This is a genomic window from Nesterenkonia sphaerica (assembly GCF_005771565.1).
Lineage (GTDB): Bacteria > Actinomycetota > Actinomycetes > Actinomycetales > Micrococcaceae > Nesterenkonia > Nesterenkonia sphaerica.
In genome coordinates this window covers 119,331-135,479 of sequence record NZ_VAWA01000007.1, presented here as the reverse complement: position 1 = coordinate 135,479, position 16,149 = coordinate 119,331, and the positions used below count along the sequence as shown (strand labels likewise).

Here is a 16,149-nt window from a genome sequence, read left to right as displayed (position 1 = left end):
GAGATGACGACCGCACCGCAGAACACCTCAGCTCAGCACTCCCGGTCAGACGTCGCCGGCAACGGACCGCTGCTGGAGGTCAAGGACCTCCACGTGGAGTTCCGCACCAAGCACGGTGTGGCGCAGGCCATCAACGGGCTGAACTTCACTCTGGAGGCAGGTGAGACCCTCGCGATTCTGGGTGAGTCCGGGTCAGGGAAATCAGTGACCGCCCAGACCATCATGGGCATCCTCGATATGCCGCCGGGTCACATTGCCGGCGGGGAGATCCGCTACCGTGGCCAGGACCTGCTGGCGATGAAACCTGAGCAGCGCCGGCGGCTGCGCGGGGTGAGCATCTCGATGATCTTTCAGGATGCGCTCTCTTCACTGAACCCGGTGCTGCCGGTGGGCTGGCAGATCGCCGAGATGTTCCGCGTCCACCAGAAGATGCGCCGCCGACCCGCTCGGCAGCGCGCAATCGAACTGATGAGGCGCGTAGGTATTCCCGCCGCGGAACGGCGCGTGGGTGACTACCCGCATCAGTTCTCCGGCGGCATGCGCCAACGGATCATGATCGCCATGGCGATCGCGCTGAATCCGGACGTGCTCATTGCCGACGAGCCCACCACCGCCTTGGATGTCACCGTCCAGGCCCAAGTGATGCGGTTGTTGAAAGAGCTGCAGACCGAAAACAATATGGGTCTGATCCTCATCACCCACGATTTGGGCGTCGTCGCCGACGTCGCTGACAAGATCGCAGTGATGTATGCCGGACGTGTCATGGAAGCCGCCGATGTCTATGACATCTACGCCAGGCCCGGTCACCCCTACACTCAGGGCCTGCTGGAATCCCTGCCGCGCATCGACGCCGCAGGTGAGCGGCTCAATGCCATCCCCGGGCTGCCGCCGTCGCTGACCGATATGCCACCGGGGTGCCCGTTCAGTCCGCGCTGCCCCTACGCCACCGATCTGTGCCGCAGTGAGCTGCCCGGGCTGCTGCCCATCGTCGCCGAGCATACCTCGGCCTGCCACTTCCGCGACGATATGTACCGCGGAAGGCTGCAGACTCCTGAGGAGGCCCAAGCATGAGCCCGTCGTCCACACCGGAAGCTGCGCTCCCGGAGGAATCCCCAGAGGTGGTGCTGGAGGTCGAAGACCTGGTCAAGCATTTCCCACTCAAAGAGGGGCTGATCTTCAAGCGCCAGACTGGGGCCGTGCAGGCGGTGGACGGAGTGAGTTTTCAGCTGCGCCGGGGAGAGACTCTGGGCATCGTGGGAGAGTCCGGCTGCGGAAAGTCCACCTTGGCCAAGCTGCTGATGCGCCTGGAGGAGCCGGACTCCGGTGCCGTCCGGTTCCGCGGAGAGGACTTCCTGGCCATGCGGGGTGAGGCCCTGCGGCGCATGCGCCGGAAGATCCAGATCATCTTCCAGGATCCGTACACCTCACTGAACCCACGAATGTCGGTCGGGGACATTGTCGCTGAACCCTTCAAGCTTCACCCAGAGGCCAAGCCCGCCATCGGGGTGCGGAAGCGTGTGAAGGAACTGCTCGATGTGGTGGGGCTCAACCCCGATCACATCAACCGCTATCCGCACCAGTTCTCCGGAGGGCAGCGGCAGCGAATCGGAATTGCCCGCGGCCTGGCTTTGAACCCTGATGTGATCATCTGTGACGAGCCAGTCTCTGCCTTGGACGTCTCCGTGCAGGCGCAGGTGATGAACCTGCTCAAGGACCTGCAGGGTGAGTTCGGCATGAGCTACATCTTCATCGCACACGACCTGTCGGTTGTCCGCCACATCTCCGATCGGCTTGCCGTGATGTACCTCGGAAAGCTCGCGGAGCTGGGCACTGACCACGAGCTCTACGGCGCACCGGCGCACCCCTACACCCAGGCGCTGCTGTCTGCGGTGCCGGTGCCCGACCCCACGATGCGCGGCCAGCGGCAGGAGATCGTCCTCCAGGGAGATCCCCCCAACCCGGCTGACCCGCCCTCCGGATGCCGATTCAGAACACGTTGCTGGAAAGCCACTGAGATCTGCATCACCGAGGAGCCGGAACTCATCGTCCGGCCCGGCGTGACCCAGCAGGTCGCCTGTCATCATGCGGAGCCCAACACGGCGGTCTCAGCCGAAGACCACTGAGTGCGTGTGCCCCGGACGGTGAGAAATCACCGGTTGACCTCGCGTACACTAGTGTGGTTGAGCACCCGACTGTCGAGGTGCTGATCCCTATTTTCGGAAGGCCCGTCTTTTTCCATGAGCACTGTGTCACGCAATGATCTGCGCAACGTCGCGATCGTCGCCCACGTCGACCACGGCAAGACCACACTGGTTGACGCCATGCTGCGCCAGACCAAAGCAGTCGGCGGCCACGGCGATCTCGAAGACCGAGTCATGGACTCCGGTGACCTGGAGAAGGAGAAGGGCATCACCATCCTGGCGAAGAACACCACCGTGTTCTACTCCGGGCCCGCGGCCGAAAATGTGGCCAAGGCGGAGTCGGTCACCATGAACATCATCGACACTCCCGGTCACGCGGACTTCGGCGGTGAAGTGGAGCGCGGGCTGTCGATGGTCGACGGTGTGGTCCTACTGGTTGACGCCTCCGAGGGTCCGCTGCCGCAAACTCGGTTCGTGCTGCGCAAAGCGTTGCAGGCCTCGCTGCCGGTGATCCTGGTGGTCAACAAGACCGACCGGCCGGACGCGCGGATCGACGGAGTGGTCTCCGACACGATGGATCTGCTGCTCGGCCTGGCCTCCGATGTGGCCGAGGAGAACCCGGAACTGGACATTGATGCGGTCCTCGAGCTGCCCATCGTCTACGCCTCCGGCAAGGCCGGTCGGGCGTCGAAGAACCAGCCGGCTGACGGCGGGCTGCCCGACAATGAGGACCTCGAGCCGCTGTTCGAGACCATCCTGGAGCACGTGCCCGCCCCCACCTACGACGACGCCGAGGTCCTTCAGGCCCATGTGACGAACCTCGACGCCTCACCATTCCTGGGTCGGTTGGCCCTGTTGCGCGTCTTCAACGGGACCCTGCGGAAGAATCAGCAGGTCGCCTGGGCGCGGAAAGACGGCACCATCAAGACGGTGAAGATCACTGAGCTGCTGGCGACCAAGGGGCTCGAGCGCGTCCCGGCCGACTCAGCCGGACCCGGTGACATCGTTGCGGTGGCAGGTATTTCGGACATTATGATCGGCGAGACCCTGACGGATCTTGAGAACCCGAAGCCGCTGCCGAACATTGTGGTCGATGATCCGGCCATCTCCATGACCATCGGCATCAACACCTCACCGATGGCCGGCCGGGTCAAAGGCGCGAAGGTCACTGCCCGCCAGGTGAAGGACCGCCTGGACCAGGAGCTCATCGGCAACGTCTCCATCAAGGTCTTTCCCACTGACCGTCCCGATATGTGGGAGGTTCAGGGCCGTGGAGAGCTGGCTCTGGCCATTCTGGTCGAGCAGATGCGCCGCGAGGGCTTCGAACTCACCGTCGGCAAACCACAGGTGGTCACCAAAGAGATCGACGGTGTGCTCCATGAGCCCATGGAAGCGATGATCATCGATGCGCCAGAGGAGTACATGGGGGCGATCACGCAGCTGCTCGCCGCGCGCAAAGGCACCATGACCACCATGTCGAACTCCGGCTCCGGGTGGATCCGCATGGAGTTCACCGTGCCGGCCCGTGGGCTCATCGCATTCCGCACCCGGTTCCTCACCGAGACCCGGGGAGCGGGAATCGCGTCGTCGTACTCTGCCGGCTACGAGCCTTGGAAGGGTGAGATCGAATACCGCACCTCCGGCTCCTTGGTGGCTGACCGTGCCGGCACTGCCACGCCCTTCGCCATGATCAACCTGCAGGAGCGCGGCACGTTCTTCGTCGAGGCGACCTCCGAGGTCTACTGCGGCCAGGTGGTGGGCGAGAACTCCCGCAACGAGGACATGGAAGTCAACATCACCAAAGAGAAGAAGCTGACGAACATGCGAGCCGCCTCTGCTGACTCCTTCGAGGGGCTCACCCCGCCGACCAAGTTCACCCTGGAAGAGTCCCTCGAGTTCGCCAACGACGACGAGTGCGTCGAGGTCACCCCGGAGGCCATCCGTATTCGTAAGGTGATCCTGGACCCCAGTGAGCGTCTCAAAGCCTCCCGCCGCAAGAAGCAGGCCGCGGGAGTCTGAGCTGCTGATGCCGCGACCAGTTCTGCTGGGCATCTGCTTCGCTTCAGGGGTGGTCCTTGGCGTGCTCGGCACGGTGCTGCACGGCAATATTCTTGTCATCGGCGAGGTAGGTTCCGGCGTCGTCGTTCCGTGGGGCGCCGCCGCGGCACTGCTGATCCTGCTGCTGGCGCTGCTCTGGGCCGGCACCACCGGCCGTTCCCTGCTGGAGCCGCTGGTCCTGGGTGGCACCGCGTTCACGGTCGCGACCATCGCCTACTTGTGGCCCGGTCCTGACCAGCTGGTGGTGCCCTATTCGCCGCTGGCGATGGAAACCCTCCCGGGGCCGGTGATCGCCTCTCTGGTGTGGTGGCTCGGCGCAGGGGTCGTCACATTGGTCTCTATGCTGATCTCCTCCTGGATCTTGGCCAAAGACCGGTAGACTTGAACGCACTATGACCTATGTGATCGCCCTTCCCTGCGTAGACCTCAAGGACAAGGCCTGCATCGACGAGTGCCCTGTCGACTGCATCTACGAGGGAGAACGCGCCCTCTACATTCACCCGGACGAATGTGTCGACTGCGGCGCCTGCGAACCGGTCTGCCCGGTGGAGGCCATCTATTACGAAGATGACCTTCCCGAAAAGTGGAGCGAGTACTACCGGGCCAATGTGGAGTTCTTCGATGACATCGGATCCCCCGGAGGCGCGGCCCGCTTAGGCCTGATTGAAAAGGACCATGAGGTGGTGCAGGCGCTGCCGCCCCAAGAGCACAACCTCGACTGACGGCGGGGACGATGCTGAAACTCCCGGATTACCCCTGGGACGCGATGGGGCCCTACCGCGAGCTCGCCCAGCAGCACCGCGACGGGATCGTCAATCTGTCCATCGGCACCCCGGTCGACCCCACCCCAGATGTGGTGCAGCAAGCGCTGATCGACGCCGCCGACGCGCCCGGTTATCCCACCACGCACGGGACACCAGCCCTGCGTGAAGCTGTCGCTCAGTGGTACAGCCGACGCCGAGGGGTCGTCTCCCTGGAGCCCGGGGCCGTGATGCCGACCATCGGCTCCAAAGAGCTGGTGGCCTGGCTGCCGACACTGCTCGGCCTGGGTGCCGGAGACATAGTGGCCTACCCCCGCATCGCCTACCCCACCTATGAGATGGGGGCGGTGCTCGCCGGGGCTGAAGGTGTGCCGATCGATGACCTCCATACCCTCGACCCGCCCACACTGAACCGGGTGAAGCTCATCTGGCTGAACTCCCCAGGCAACCCCACCGGGGAAGTGCTCGGGGCCGACCGGCTCGCTGCTGTCGTGGAACTGGCCCGGAGGATCGGAGCCGTCGTCGCCAGCGACGAGTGCTACGCGGAGCTGGGCTGGGAAGCTGCAGAGGTCCCCTCCATCCTGGACCCCCGTGTCTGCGGAGACAATCATGACAATCTGCTGTCGGTCTACTCAGTGTCCAAGCAGTCCAATCTGGCCGGGTACCGGGCCGCGTTCGCGGCAGGATCACCGGAGCTGATCGCCAACCTGGTCAACACCCGCAAACACGCTGGGATGATTATGCCCGCACCGGTGCAGGCCGCGCTGGAGGCCGCGGTCAGCGACGACGCCCACGTCGATGTCCAGCGGGAGATCTACCGGCGGCGCCGTGCCGTGCTCAAGCCCGCTCTGGAGGAGTACGGGCTCACGGTGGAGCATTCGGAGGCCGGGCTCTACCTCTGGTGCCGGGACAGTGCACCGGAACCGGCTGACACCTGGGACTTGGTGCAGCGGATGGCCCAGCACGGCATTCTGGTGGGCCCAGGAGTCTTCTACGGCGGCGCAGGTCAGGGGCATATCCGGGTGGCGCTGACCGCCACTGACGAACGCATCGAGGCGGCCGCGCGCCGGTTGAGCTCCAGCTCAGAGGCGGGGATGCCCGGCTGAGGCGGCGCCGTCGCATTCGCGTGAGCGCGCAGCGACACGGTAGGTTACTTACTGTTGTCACCGTTGTGTGTCCTCAAGATCCTAAGGAGAGCGAGTGAGCGAACAAACCCGAGCGCACTTGGAGTACCAGAGCCACGAGCTTGACCTCACGGTGGAGCCCGCCGTGGAAGGAAATGACGGGCTGAGCATAGCTTCGCTGCTGAAGACGACCGGTGCGGTCACCTACGACCCCGGATTCATGAACACCGCCAACACCAAGTCGTCGATTACCTACATCGACGGTGATCACGGGATCCTGCGCTACCGCGGGTACCCGATCGAGCAGCTCGCCGAGCAGTCCAGCTTCCTGGAGGTCAGCTACCTGCTGATCTACGGAGAGCTGCCCACCGATCAGGAGCTGGCCGACTTCGACAATGTCACCCGGCGTCACACGCTGCTGCACGAGGAGCTGAAGAACTTCTTCTCCGGCTTCCCGCGCGACGCCCACCCCATGCCGGTGCTCTCCTCGGCGGTCTCCGCGCTGTCGACGTACTACCCCGACTCGCTTGACCCGTTCAACCCCGACCATGTTGAACGCTCCACCTACCGGCTGCTGGCCAAGCTCCCCACCATCGCCGCCTACGCGTACAAGAAATCCGTCGGCCAGCCCATGCTGTACCCGGACAACAGCCTGAACCTGGCGGAAAATCTGCTGCGCGGCTGCTTCGGTGTGCCTGCAGAGCCATATGAGGTGGACCCGGATGTGGCGAAGGCGCTGGACACACTGCTGATCCTGCATGCTGACCACGAGCAGAACTGCTCGACCTCCACCGTGCGGCTGGTGGGTTCGGCTCAGGCCAACCTGTTCGCCTCGGTCTCCGCCGGTGTCAATGCACTCTACGGCCCCGCCCATGGTGGTGCGAACGAGGCGGTGCTGAAGATGCTTCGCGAGATCCAGGCCCGTGACGTCACGCCGGAGACCTTCATGGAGAAGGTCAAGAATAAGGAAGACGGCGTGCGCCTGATGGGCTTCGGCCACCGGGTCTACAAGAATTACGACCCCCGTGCCCGGATCGTCAAAGGCCTGGCCGATGACCTGCTGGCCAAGCTCGGCGGCGACGACGAGCTGTTCGATATTGCTCAGCGCTTGGAGTCCAAGGCCCTGGAGGACGACTATTTCGTCGAGCGAAAGCTCTACCCGAACGTGGACTTCTACACCGGACTGATCTACAAAGCGCTCGGCTTCCCGGAGAAGATGTTCACCGTGCTCTTCGCCCTGGGCCGGCTTCCGGGCTGGATCGCCCAGTGGCGCGAGATGAACAGCGACGGAGCGACGAAGATTGGCCGCCCGCGCCAGATCTACACCGGCGAGGGTCTGCGCAACTACCCCTCCTGACCCGGCCCTCTGCTCATTGGCCGAATCTGCCCGTCTGCCGGCGCTTAAGGCGTCGCTGGAGGGGAAGATTCGGCCACTGAGCCGCAGCAGGGCGCGGCTCACCCCGACCAACCCTGCCGACGCAGCGCGCGAACAATCTTGTCGACCGCCCGGGCACCCCCGCGGTGCATATGCCCGCGGGTGATGCGCACTTCCGTCCACCCCAGGGCTTCGGTGAGTTCCTGACGGCGGACATCCTTCGCCATCTGCTCCGGTAGGGAGTGAAACTCCCACCCCTCATACTGGATGGCCAACCGATACGCGCTGATGCTCAGGTCCGGCTGAACCACCGGTCTGCCGTGAGCGTCGCGAATCCACACATTGACCGCTGGCTCAGGCAGCCCGGCCTGCGCCATGGCGAAGCGCAGCCGTGTCTCCTGGGGTGAATCCACCCGGTCCCGGCTCAGTCCCAGAGCAGTACGGGCGTGTACGATCCCACGGGCCCTGCCGCGCCTGGACAGCGCTGCCTCCAGCTCAGCCGCTGAGGATCTTGCCCGGGCCTCCTGGCCGAACTCGCGCCTCCCGCGCCGGCGACAGCGGTCGGCCATGATGACGGCCTCGAGCACTGACGAGGACAGCGCCACATCCACCCATGTCCGCGCCACCGAAGTGAGGGGAAGACCGTGAAGCGTTGCCCGATCGGCTGCCGGGACATGTACTCGGTGAGAAACGACAAGCCCTGGACGTTTGATGCGGGCCACCTCCGGCGGCGTGGTCAGGTGATAGGGCGGGCCTGGATCGTCATCGAGTATGCCCCACAGCGCCGCCGCAGTGTGATGGCTGACCAAGTGCGGGGAGCCAGCGCACAGGGCATCAAGGAGTGCCCGGTGGTGCTCTGCAGCGGTGCCGGACGTGGGAACGTAGAGCCCGTGGCCAGCGGCGTGCAACTCACCGGCGTAGGTGGCGTGCCTGATGTCGCGCCGGGGCAGAACGTCGTTCAGCACCGCGTAGCGCATACCACGGAGGGGCAGCGGATAGTCCCGGCGGCGGCGTCGTCGAACGGGTGGGCGGGAGGCGGAGGTCATACCTCCCTGATTTCATGCCTGGGGTACGCAGTCCAGCCCATTTCATCGCCCTGTGGAGCCTGCGGCGTGTCAGGGGCCCGCGGCAGGAGCGAGCACAATCACCATGTCCACCCCGCAGCTGTGTGCCTGGAACTTTGGGCTCTTCAGTGGCCGATTCTGCCCGCAAAACCGGACCCGCTGGCCCCAAGAAGCGGCAGAATCGGCCAGTCAGCGCAGTCGTGGGCGCAGCCGCGGGTGTGTGGGATTGCAGTCGGGGGTGTGCCACGCCGCACGGCGAGTGAGCGGGCTCAGGGTTCGCGAGCGAACCCGATCAGCACGGTCCCGGCGGGCGCCGCGTCGGCCTCATCCTCAGTCAGGCGCTGCCAGCGCGCGGAGTCACGGTCCCAGCGGTACGGCGCGGACGTCACCGTCTGAATGCCGTACTCCTCTGCGGTGGCCACCGCCCAGTGCGCCGTCAGCCACTGATGACTGAACTCACCTTCAGCATCCTCAGGCATGTGCACCCTCAGCTCCGCCGACTCGCCGTCGCCGGAGGAGTCGATGATCCCTTCAAGTGCGGACTCCACCGCGGCGTCGTCGTCCTCACCGTTGTCGACTGACGGTATCTCCAGGATCGCCGACATGCGGCTGACCATATCTGCGGTCACCCCCTCAGGGTCGGGGCCCGGGACCTCCAGCTGAGACAGATAACAGGTCATGTCCGGCCCCTGAGTCTGCCCCGTCAGCGGCCAAGCAAACGCGCGCGCGGCAGCACCGTGCTGCGGGTAGAACTGTGGATTGTGGGGACGTTGCAGGGCCGCCGAGGCCTCATCCAACTCAAGCTCCGGCGTCCAGAAGAGGTCGGCATCCTCTTCACCGTCGTCCGCTGCCTCGATCCCTGCGCGCCACGACTCCTCCAGCACCTCATAGAATCCGTCCACGGTGACCTGCACCGGCCGTGCGCCGTTCTCCGCGTTCCAGTCAGGTGAGCCCCGGGCGAACAGGGCCTCAGATCCGCGCTCCTCACCGGAATCGCGAATGCTCAACTCAGTCTCCTGCAGCGACATCGCTAAGGCATCGACTCCTGCCTCCGGCGGAAGCCCCTGATTCACCGCAGTCACTGCCAGCAGCGCCGCATTGCGAGTCTGGGTGGGACTGAGCTCATAGTCTCTGTCACCCACGGTCACCGCGCACCGCTCATCCAAGAGAAACTCGTTCTCCTCTATGTAACGCCAGGTGCCGTAGGCGGCTCCTGCCACGAGCGCAGTGGTGACTCCGAGCGCCAACAGTGCACGGCGGCGCCGACGGCGACGGGCCATCGGGCGTGTGATCACCGTGGTGCGGCGTCTGCGGACGGGACTCACGGTGCGCCCTCAGTTGGCGTGCAGAGCGGCGTTGAGCTCCACCTTCTGGCCCTTGCGCGGGCGGGCCTGCACCTGGCCGGTCACCGAGTCCCGGAGGAACAGCAGTCCGCTGGACCCGGAGAGCTCCGAGCCCTTCGCCGTTCCGCTGACCCCGCCCTCGCCGTCCAGCACCGTCACCTTGGTGCCCGCGGTGACGTAGAGCCCGGCCTCCACCACACAGTCGTCGCCCAGCGAGATGCCCACCCCGGAATTGGCCCCGAGCAGCACCCGCTCACCCAGCGAGATCTTCTCCTTCCCGCCGCCTGAGAGAGTGCCCATGATGGAGGCGCTTCCCCCCACGTCTGTGCCATCGCCGACGACCACGCCAGCAGAGATCCGGCCCTCGACCATGGATGTGCCCAGCGTGCCTGCGTTGAAGTTGACGAACCCTTCATGCATCACGGTGGTGCCCTCCGCCAGGTGCGCACCCAGCCGCACGCGGTCGGCGTCGGCGATCCGCACGCCCGAGGGGGTCACATAGTCGACCAGCCGGGGGAACTTATCGATCGAATACACCGTCACATGACCTCGGCTGCGCAGCTTCAGCCGAGTGCGTTCGAAACCCTCGACGCTGCAGGGGCCGAAGTTGGTCCACACCACATTGGTGAGGTGCCCAAAAATGCCATTCAAGTTGATGGAGTTCGGCGCACAGAGCCGGTGTGAGAGCAGATGGAGGCGCAGCCACGCATCGGAGGGGCCGGTGACCTCCGCGTCGAGGTCCGACTCCACCGAGACTGCCCGGACCTTCACCCCACGGTCAGCGTCCTCGGACTCCGCCGCCTCGAGCTGACGGGTGAGTGCGGCGTCGTCGTTCTCCGCCAGCGGAGCCAGCGCGGGGGAGGGGAACCAGGTGTCCAAGACATTGCCGTTGGCGGCGATCGTCGCCAATCCATGTCCGGAAGCAGTACGAGCTGAAGAAGTCATGGCCCCCATCCTACGTATGCTCACCCGTTCGGGGTGTCAGTCACCCTCCCGAGAAGCAGGAAGGTTACGGTTGTGTTGCAGCCCACTGGTGGACTGGCCCAATGCTGCTGACCTGCTCTAGTGTGATCTGCACGGGGTCGGCTGGGGACATCCTCGACGTAAGCTTGTGTCCAGGTGAACCAGCACGGTCGCACCATGAATCATTTTTTACCAGGAGGACCAATGACTATCCGTCGAACAGCCGCAGCAATGACTGCCGTGGCCGCGATGACCGCTCTCGCTGCCTGTGGCGATGACAACGGTGATGAGAACGGCAATGGTGAAGAGGGCGAGGTCGAGGTCGGCAGCGAAGACGACTTCATCACGGACCTTGAATTCACCACCGGTGGCACTGGCGGCACCTACTACCCCCTCGGTGGTGAACTTTCCGAAATCTTCTCCGCCGAAACTGAGGCATCAGTCAACTACGTGGAGTCCGGAGGATCCGGGGAGAACCTGGGCCGTATCTACAACGAGCAGTCTCAGCTGGCTCTGACTCAGAACGACACCGCGGCCGAGGCCATTAACGGTGAGCTCGAGGACCTCGACGGCATTGCGATCGACAATGTGGGCTGGATTGCCAACCTGTACCCCGAGGCTATGCACATTGTGGTGCGTGAGGACGCCGGGGTCGAGTCCATTGAAGATCTGGACGGCATGACCATTGCCGTGGGCGACGCCGGCTCCGGCACTCGCGCCATCTCCGATGCGATCCTCGAGTACTACGAAATCGACTACACCCCTGAAGTCACCGACTTCGGGGCTTCCACCGAGATGCTCGGCGATGACCAGATCGACGCCTCCATGTTCGTCGCCGGTCCTCCGGTGGCGGCTCTGACGTCGCTGGCTGCGACCACCGATGTGACGCTGCTGTCCTTGGATGAGGCCGATGCCGAGGAGATCGCCGAAGGCGGTCTGTTCGACACCTACGCCATTGAGGCCGACACCTACGACTTCCTCGACGAGGACGTCACCACCCTGTCGGTCTTCGCAGCCTTGGCCGCATCCACCACCCAGGTGAGCGAGGACTTGGCCTACGACATCACCGCTGCGCTGTTCGACAACGCCGACAGCATCACCCTGGATGTCGGCGAGAACATCAGCACCGACGAGGCGCTGCTGGGCCTGGGCGACATTCCGCTGCACCCCGGCGCTGAGCGGTACTACGACGAGCAGGGCATCGACCTGCCGTGACCCACTCTGCCGCAGCCGAGCAACCCCGGGGGTCGGCATCCTCCCAGACTGAGGATGCCGCCTCCGGGGCTGCGGCTCAGCAGAAGGCTGAAGAGGTCCTGCGCGCGCATGACATCTCCAGCCGATTCCGCACCGACCTCGGTTGGTGGGGCTGGATCGTCGGCGGCGTGGCCATCGTCTTCACCGTCTACCATCTGTATGCCGCTTTCGAGCGGCCGTACAACGCGTGGATGCACGGCTCCCTGCACGTGGCCGGTGCCCTGGCACTGACCTTCCTGCTCTATCCCGCGTCGAAGCGGCTGCTGCACGTCGAGCCCACCGGCAACAAAGTGGTCGATGTGCTCACCGGACGGCACCGTGGCGTGCCGTGGTACGACGTCGTGCTCGCAGCGGTGGCCACCGTCTGCAGCTTCTACATCTTCTTCAACTACGAGTACCTGGTCTCGAACCAGGTCGCGATCCTGGGTTACAGCGACACCGACATCCTGGTGGCTACGCTCGGCGTCCTCCTCGTGCTGGAAGCGAGCCGGCGCTGCGTCGGCACCCCCATCGTGGTGGTGGCCGGTGTGGCTATTGCCTACGCCCTCTTCGCCACTGGGGCCCGCATGCCAGGGGACTGGGGTCATCGCGGGCAGGACTGGAGCGAGTTCGCCACCAACATGTTCCTCTCGGCGAACCAGGGTGTGTTCGGCACCCCCATCCGGGTCTCCTCCGAGTTCATCTTCCTCTTCCTCTTCTTTGCCGTGGTGCTGCTTCGCACGAACATCGGTCAGTTCTTCAACGATCTCGCTTTCCGGGCTGCCGGACGGTTCAGCGGCGGCCCGGCCAAGGCTGCGGTAGCCGCCTCCGGCCTCCAGGGCATGGTGTCCGGATCCTCAGTGGCCAATACCGTGGCCTCCGGCTCCTTCACCATCCCGATTATGAAGCGAGCAGGTTTCAAGCCGCACGTGGCCGCCGCGACGGAGGCAACAGCCTCCACAGGTGGCCAAATGGTCCCGCCCATCATGGGCGCAGCTGCGTTCATCATGGCGCAGAACATCTCGGGACTGGAGTACAACGAGCTGATCGTGATCGCGATCATCCCGGCTGCCCTCTACTTCACCGGGGCGTTCCTCTCGGTGCACTTTGAGGCTAAGCGCAACGAGCTCAAGGGCATCCCGCCCGCGGAGCTGCCCAGCTGGAAGTCCATCATTACTCGCATCGACATGCTGCTGCCGCTGGTCGTGATCATCAGCACCCTCTTAGGCGGGGCCAGCCCCATGCGGGCCGCGCTCTTCGGAATCGGTACCGCACTGGCACTGAGCCTGCTCCGGGCGGTCTTCGACCACCTGATTCCCGTACTCAGTGAAGCGACCAAAGACGGCAAGAGCCCCGTGACCGAAACTGGGAAGCTGCTGCTGGCTCTGGTCTACGTGGTGGCCCAGATGCTGGTCGCAGGTGCTCGGACGGCGCTGCCGGTCATTGCGGCCTGTGCCACTGCAGGAATGGTCGCCGGAACGGTGACCTCCACCGGACTCGGCGGCCAATTGGGCGCCGGCCTGGTGAATCTCGCCGGCGGAAACTTCTTGCTGGTGCTTGTCATGGTGATGGTCGCCTGCATCATCCTTGGCATGGGCCTGCCGACCACGGCGAACTACGTGGTGACGGCAACCGTCGCCGCGCCGATCCTCTATCAGAACTTTGACGTCCCGCTCATCGCGGCGCATATGTTCGTCTTCTTCTTCGGCATTCTGGCCGATGTCACGCCACCAGTGTGTCTTGCGGCCTTCGCGGGTGCGGGTATCGCTGGAGCCAATCCGATGCGGGCCGGCGTCAGCGCGCTGCGCATGGCGGTGGCGGGCTTCCTCATCCCCTACGCCTTCATTTTGGAGCCGGCGCTGCTGCTGGAAGGCACGTTCACCGAGCTGATGCTGGCCCTCGGCACCGTGATTCTGGGAATGATCGGTGTGTCCTCAGGTTTGGCGGGCTACCTCATCGCCCGAGGCCGGGTGCTGGATCGGACGCTGCTGGTCGTCGGCGGGATCATGCTGATCTACCCCGACGTGATTATCTCTGGCGTAGGCCTGGGGGTCGTGGCAGCCGGCGTCGCCATTCAGGCTGTGCTCCGTGCGCGCGGCTACAAGGCTGACATGGATTCCGCTGAGGAAGTGCACATCGACCTGAGTGAGGGCACCGCCGCCTCGCAGTGAGCGAGGCTAAGCAGTGAAGGTCTCGGTCCGTGCCGCGTGGGCTGCGATCAGGTCGGTGCGCACCGCAGCACCCAGTCCCGGGACCGTGGGGACGGTGACCACTCCGTGGTCGGCGCTGACGGCCGGGTCAATAATGTCCTCGGCGTAGTACTTCGAACTTGCAGACACGTCCGAGGGCAGAGTGAACCCGGGCAGGGAGGAGATCGCCACATTGGCCAGCCGGCCGATGCCGAACTCGTGCATCCCGCCGCACCAGACCGGCCAGCCGGCCTCCTGAGCAAGGTCGTGAGCTGCCCGAGCGGCGCTGAGCCCACCCATGCGGGAGACCTTGATGTTCAGCACCCCGCCGGCCCGGAGCTGCAGAGCCGTCCGCAGGTCGTCCAATGTCTCTACTGATTCGTCCAGACATACGGGCGTCTCCAGCTCCGCCTGGAGGCGCGCGGAGTCGAGGAAATTCCGTGGGGCAAAGGGTTGTTCGATCATCGTCAGACGGTGCTGGTCCAAGGCGCGGAAAACCTCGAAGGCCTCTGCATCGCCAGGGTATGCACCGTTGGCATCCACATGAACGTCGAGGTCGGGATAGGCTCCACGCACCGCCCGGACCGGTTCCACGTCCCAGCCCGGGGCGATCTTCAGCTTCACTCGGGGATAGCCCGATTCCACGTGGGTAGCGACCTGCTCCAGCAGCGCGTCGATGCTCGGCTCGATGCCCAGGGACACCCCCGCCACCACTGTGCTGCGGCTCCCGCCCAGTGCCTGCGCCAGCGGCTGCTGGATCTGGTCGGCGTACAGCGTCCACGCCGCGATGTCGACACCGGCCTTGGCGAACCAGTGCCCGCGGACCTTGGAGAACAGCTCCGTGACCTGATCCGGGTGGTCCCATTGGGCGCCCAGCACTGCGGGCAGGAGGTACTGAGTCGAGGTGTGCCAGGCGATGGTCGTGGTTTCAGACGCATAGTAGGGCCCCGCCGGTGAGGCAATCTCTCCCCACCCTGTGGCGCCGGACTCGTCGGTGAGTTCCACCAGAAGATGTCTCAGTGAGGACTTGCGGTGGCTGGAGGTCTCGAACGAGTGGACCAGAGGCAACTCCACATCATGGAGCGCCGCGTTGACGATGCGCATGAATCAGTCCTTCACAAAGGTGTAGACGGCAGTGTGTGGGTCGGTGCGGAAGCAGGAGATGGCAGCAAAGCCCTCCTCGAACATCTCACGGATCTGTTGGCGCAGCCGGGCGGCGAGGTCGGGGTCCACCGGTTTCGCGGCGGGGACCCCTAGGTGGGTTCCGCTAGCGTCAGTGTGCACCTGACCCACCGGTACGTGGGGGGTGTGGGCCTCTGCGGCAGTCTGCGGCGAGGCTTCGACGTCGTCGGCGAAGCGCCACTCCACGGTGACGCGATCGGTGCCTGGCAAGCCCTGCGCGTCGGGGGTGTACCAGCGTCCGCGGGCGCCGAGCACGTCCAGATTAAAGTGAGCGTTCCGGGCCAGAAGCGGGTCATAGGTCCACCGCATCCGCTGCGCACCCGACCGGTCCGCCATGGCCGCTTGAACCCTCTTCAGAGACCGGCCCACACCCTGTCCCTGCAGCACAGAAGAGACCACTGCGGCCTGTGAAAAGTGATAGATGTGCGGGTCCTCGCCGGTATCGACTGCAGCCCACCCGTAGGCAAAGGCCAACACGGTTCCGGAAGGATCAACTGCTCCGACTACCGAACCCGAGTGACGCAGCAGTGAGCTCAGCATGCGCGGATTGAGCGACTCGTCTTCGCCCGTGTAACCGAAGACCCCGCGGTAGAGTTGGCAAGCCTGCTTCAGCTCCCCGTAATTGCTGAGTTGACGAACGATCAGCCCGGAGCTGAGCGTCAGCTGTTCGGCGGGGGAGTTGTCTGGGGAGGTCATGAACCCACTGTATCGTCCTG

14 protein-coding genes are annotated in these 16,149 nt (G+C 64.8%); 9 read left to right on the top strand and 5 right to left on the bottom strand.

All coding sequences use genetic code 11. The annotated features are described in order from the left end of the window. Positions 1-3: 3 nt before the first annotated feature. From FEF27_RS07360 to FEF27_RS07330, 7 genes are all read left to right on the top strand, one after another. Positions 4-1,071: an ABC transporter ATP-binding protein gene (locus FEF27_RS07360; RefSeq protein ID WP_138170200.1), complete on the top strand. Its 1,068-nt coding sequence runs from the start codon at positions 4-6 to the stop codon at positions 1,069-1,071. Beyond that, positions 1,068-2,123 carry an ABC transporter ATP-binding protein gene (locus tag FEF27_RS07355; protein WP_138170199.1) on the top strand — a complete coding sequence of 352 codons (1,056 nt, stop codon included), beginning with the start codon at positions 1,068-1,070 and terminating at the stop codon, positions 2,121-2,123. Before FEF27_RS07360 ends, FEF27_RS07355 begins: the two co-directional genes overlap by 4 nt. Before the next feature lie 114 nt (positions 2,124-2,237). Further along, entirely contained in the window at positions 2,238-4,160 is a 1,923-nt protein-coding gene (gene typA, locus FEF27_RS07350) for a translational GTPase TypA (protein WP_138170198.1), read from the top strand. A 7-nt stretch (positions 4,161-4,167) separates the two neighbouring features. Continuing rightward, positions 4,168-4,578, top strand: a complete 411-nt coding sequence (locus FEF27_RS07345) for a hypothetical protein (protein ID WP_138170197.1) — start codon at positions 4,168-4,170, stop codon at positions 4,576-4,578. Positions 4,579-4,591: 13 nt separating this feature from the next. After that, positions 4,592-4,921 (top strand): ferredoxin, encoded by a 330-nt coding sequence (gene fdxA, locus FEF27_RS07340; protein WP_138170196.1) that lies wholly within the window; start codon positions 4,592-4,594, stop codon positions 4,919-4,921. Positions 4,922-4,932: 11 nt separating this feature from the next. After that, on the top strand, positions 4,933-6,066 hold the full coding sequence (gene dapC, locus FEF27_RS07335) for a succinyldiaminopimelate transaminase (RefSeq protein WP_138170195.1): 1,134 nt from the start codon (positions 4,933-4,935) through the stop codon (positions 6,064-6,066). Between the two features lie 94 nt (positions 6,067-6,160). After that, complete coding sequence (locus FEF27_RS07330) at positions 6,161-7,441, top strand: citrate synthase (protein WP_138170194.1); 1,281 nt, start codon at positions 6,161-6,163, stop codon at positions 7,439-7,441. 98 nt (positions 7,442-7,539) lie between these two features. Here the strand turns inward: FEF27_RS07330 and FEF27_RS07325 are convergent, their stop codons facing one another. The 3 genes from FEF27_RS07325 to dapD all read right to left on the bottom strand — a co-directional run bounded on the left by FEF27_RS07325 (position 7,540) and on the right by dapD (position 10,811). Then, positions 7,540-8,505: a hypothetical protein gene (locus FEF27_RS07325; protein ID WP_138170193.1), complete on the bottom strand. Its 966-nt coding sequence runs from the start codon at positions 8,503-8,505 to the stop codon at positions 7,540-7,542. A 287-nt stretch (positions 8,506-8,792) separates the two neighbouring features. Further along, entirely contained in the window at positions 8,793-9,848 is a 1,056-nt protein-coding gene (locus FEF27_RS07320) for a hypothetical protein (protein ID WP_138170192.1), read from the bottom strand. Between the two features lie 9 nt (positions 9,849-9,857). Continuing rightward, positions 9,858-10,811 (bottom strand): 2,3,4,5-tetrahydropyridine-2,6-dicarboxylate N-succinyltransferase, encoded by a 954-nt coding sequence (gene dapD / locus FEF27_RS07315; RefSeq protein ID WP_424991672.1) that lies wholly within the window; start codon positions 10,809-10,811, stop codon positions 9,858-9,860. 222 nt (positions 10,812-11,033) lie between these two features. Here dapD and FEF27_RS07310 point away from each other — a divergent pair, with 222 nt between their 5' ends. After that, positions 11,034-12,044 (top strand): TAXI family TRAP transporter solute-binding subunit, encoded by a 1,011-nt coding sequence (locus FEF27_RS07310; protein ID WP_138170190.1) that lies wholly within the window; start codon positions 11,034-11,036, stop codon positions 12,042-12,044. Beyond that, on the top strand, positions 12,041-14,233 hold the full coding sequence (locus FEF27_RS07305; RefSeq protein WP_138170189.1) for a TRAP transporter permease: 2,193 nt from the start codon (positions 12,041-12,043) through the stop codon (positions 14,231-14,233). The genes FEF27_RS07310 and FEF27_RS07305 overlap by 4 nt, the downstream gene beginning before the upstream one ends. A 6-nt stretch (positions 14,234-14,239) precedes the next feature. Here FEF27_RS07305 and menC read toward each other — a convergent pair whose 3' ends face one another. Together menC and FEF27_RS07295 are read right to left on the bottom strand one after the other, a co-directional pair. Further along, positions 14,240-15,355, bottom strand: a complete 1,116-nt coding sequence (gene menC / locus FEF27_RS07300; protein WP_138170188.1) for an o-succinylbenzoate synthase — start codon at positions 15,353-15,355, stop codon at positions 14,240-14,242. 3 nt (positions 15,356-15,358) lie between these two features. After that, a complete protein-coding gene (locus tag FEF27_RS07295) occupies positions 15,359-16,129 on the bottom strand; it encodes a GNAT family N-acetyltransferase (RefSeq protein ID WP_138170187.1) in 771 nt (256 codons plus the stop codon). Positions 16,130-16,149 lie beyond the last annotated feature (20 nt).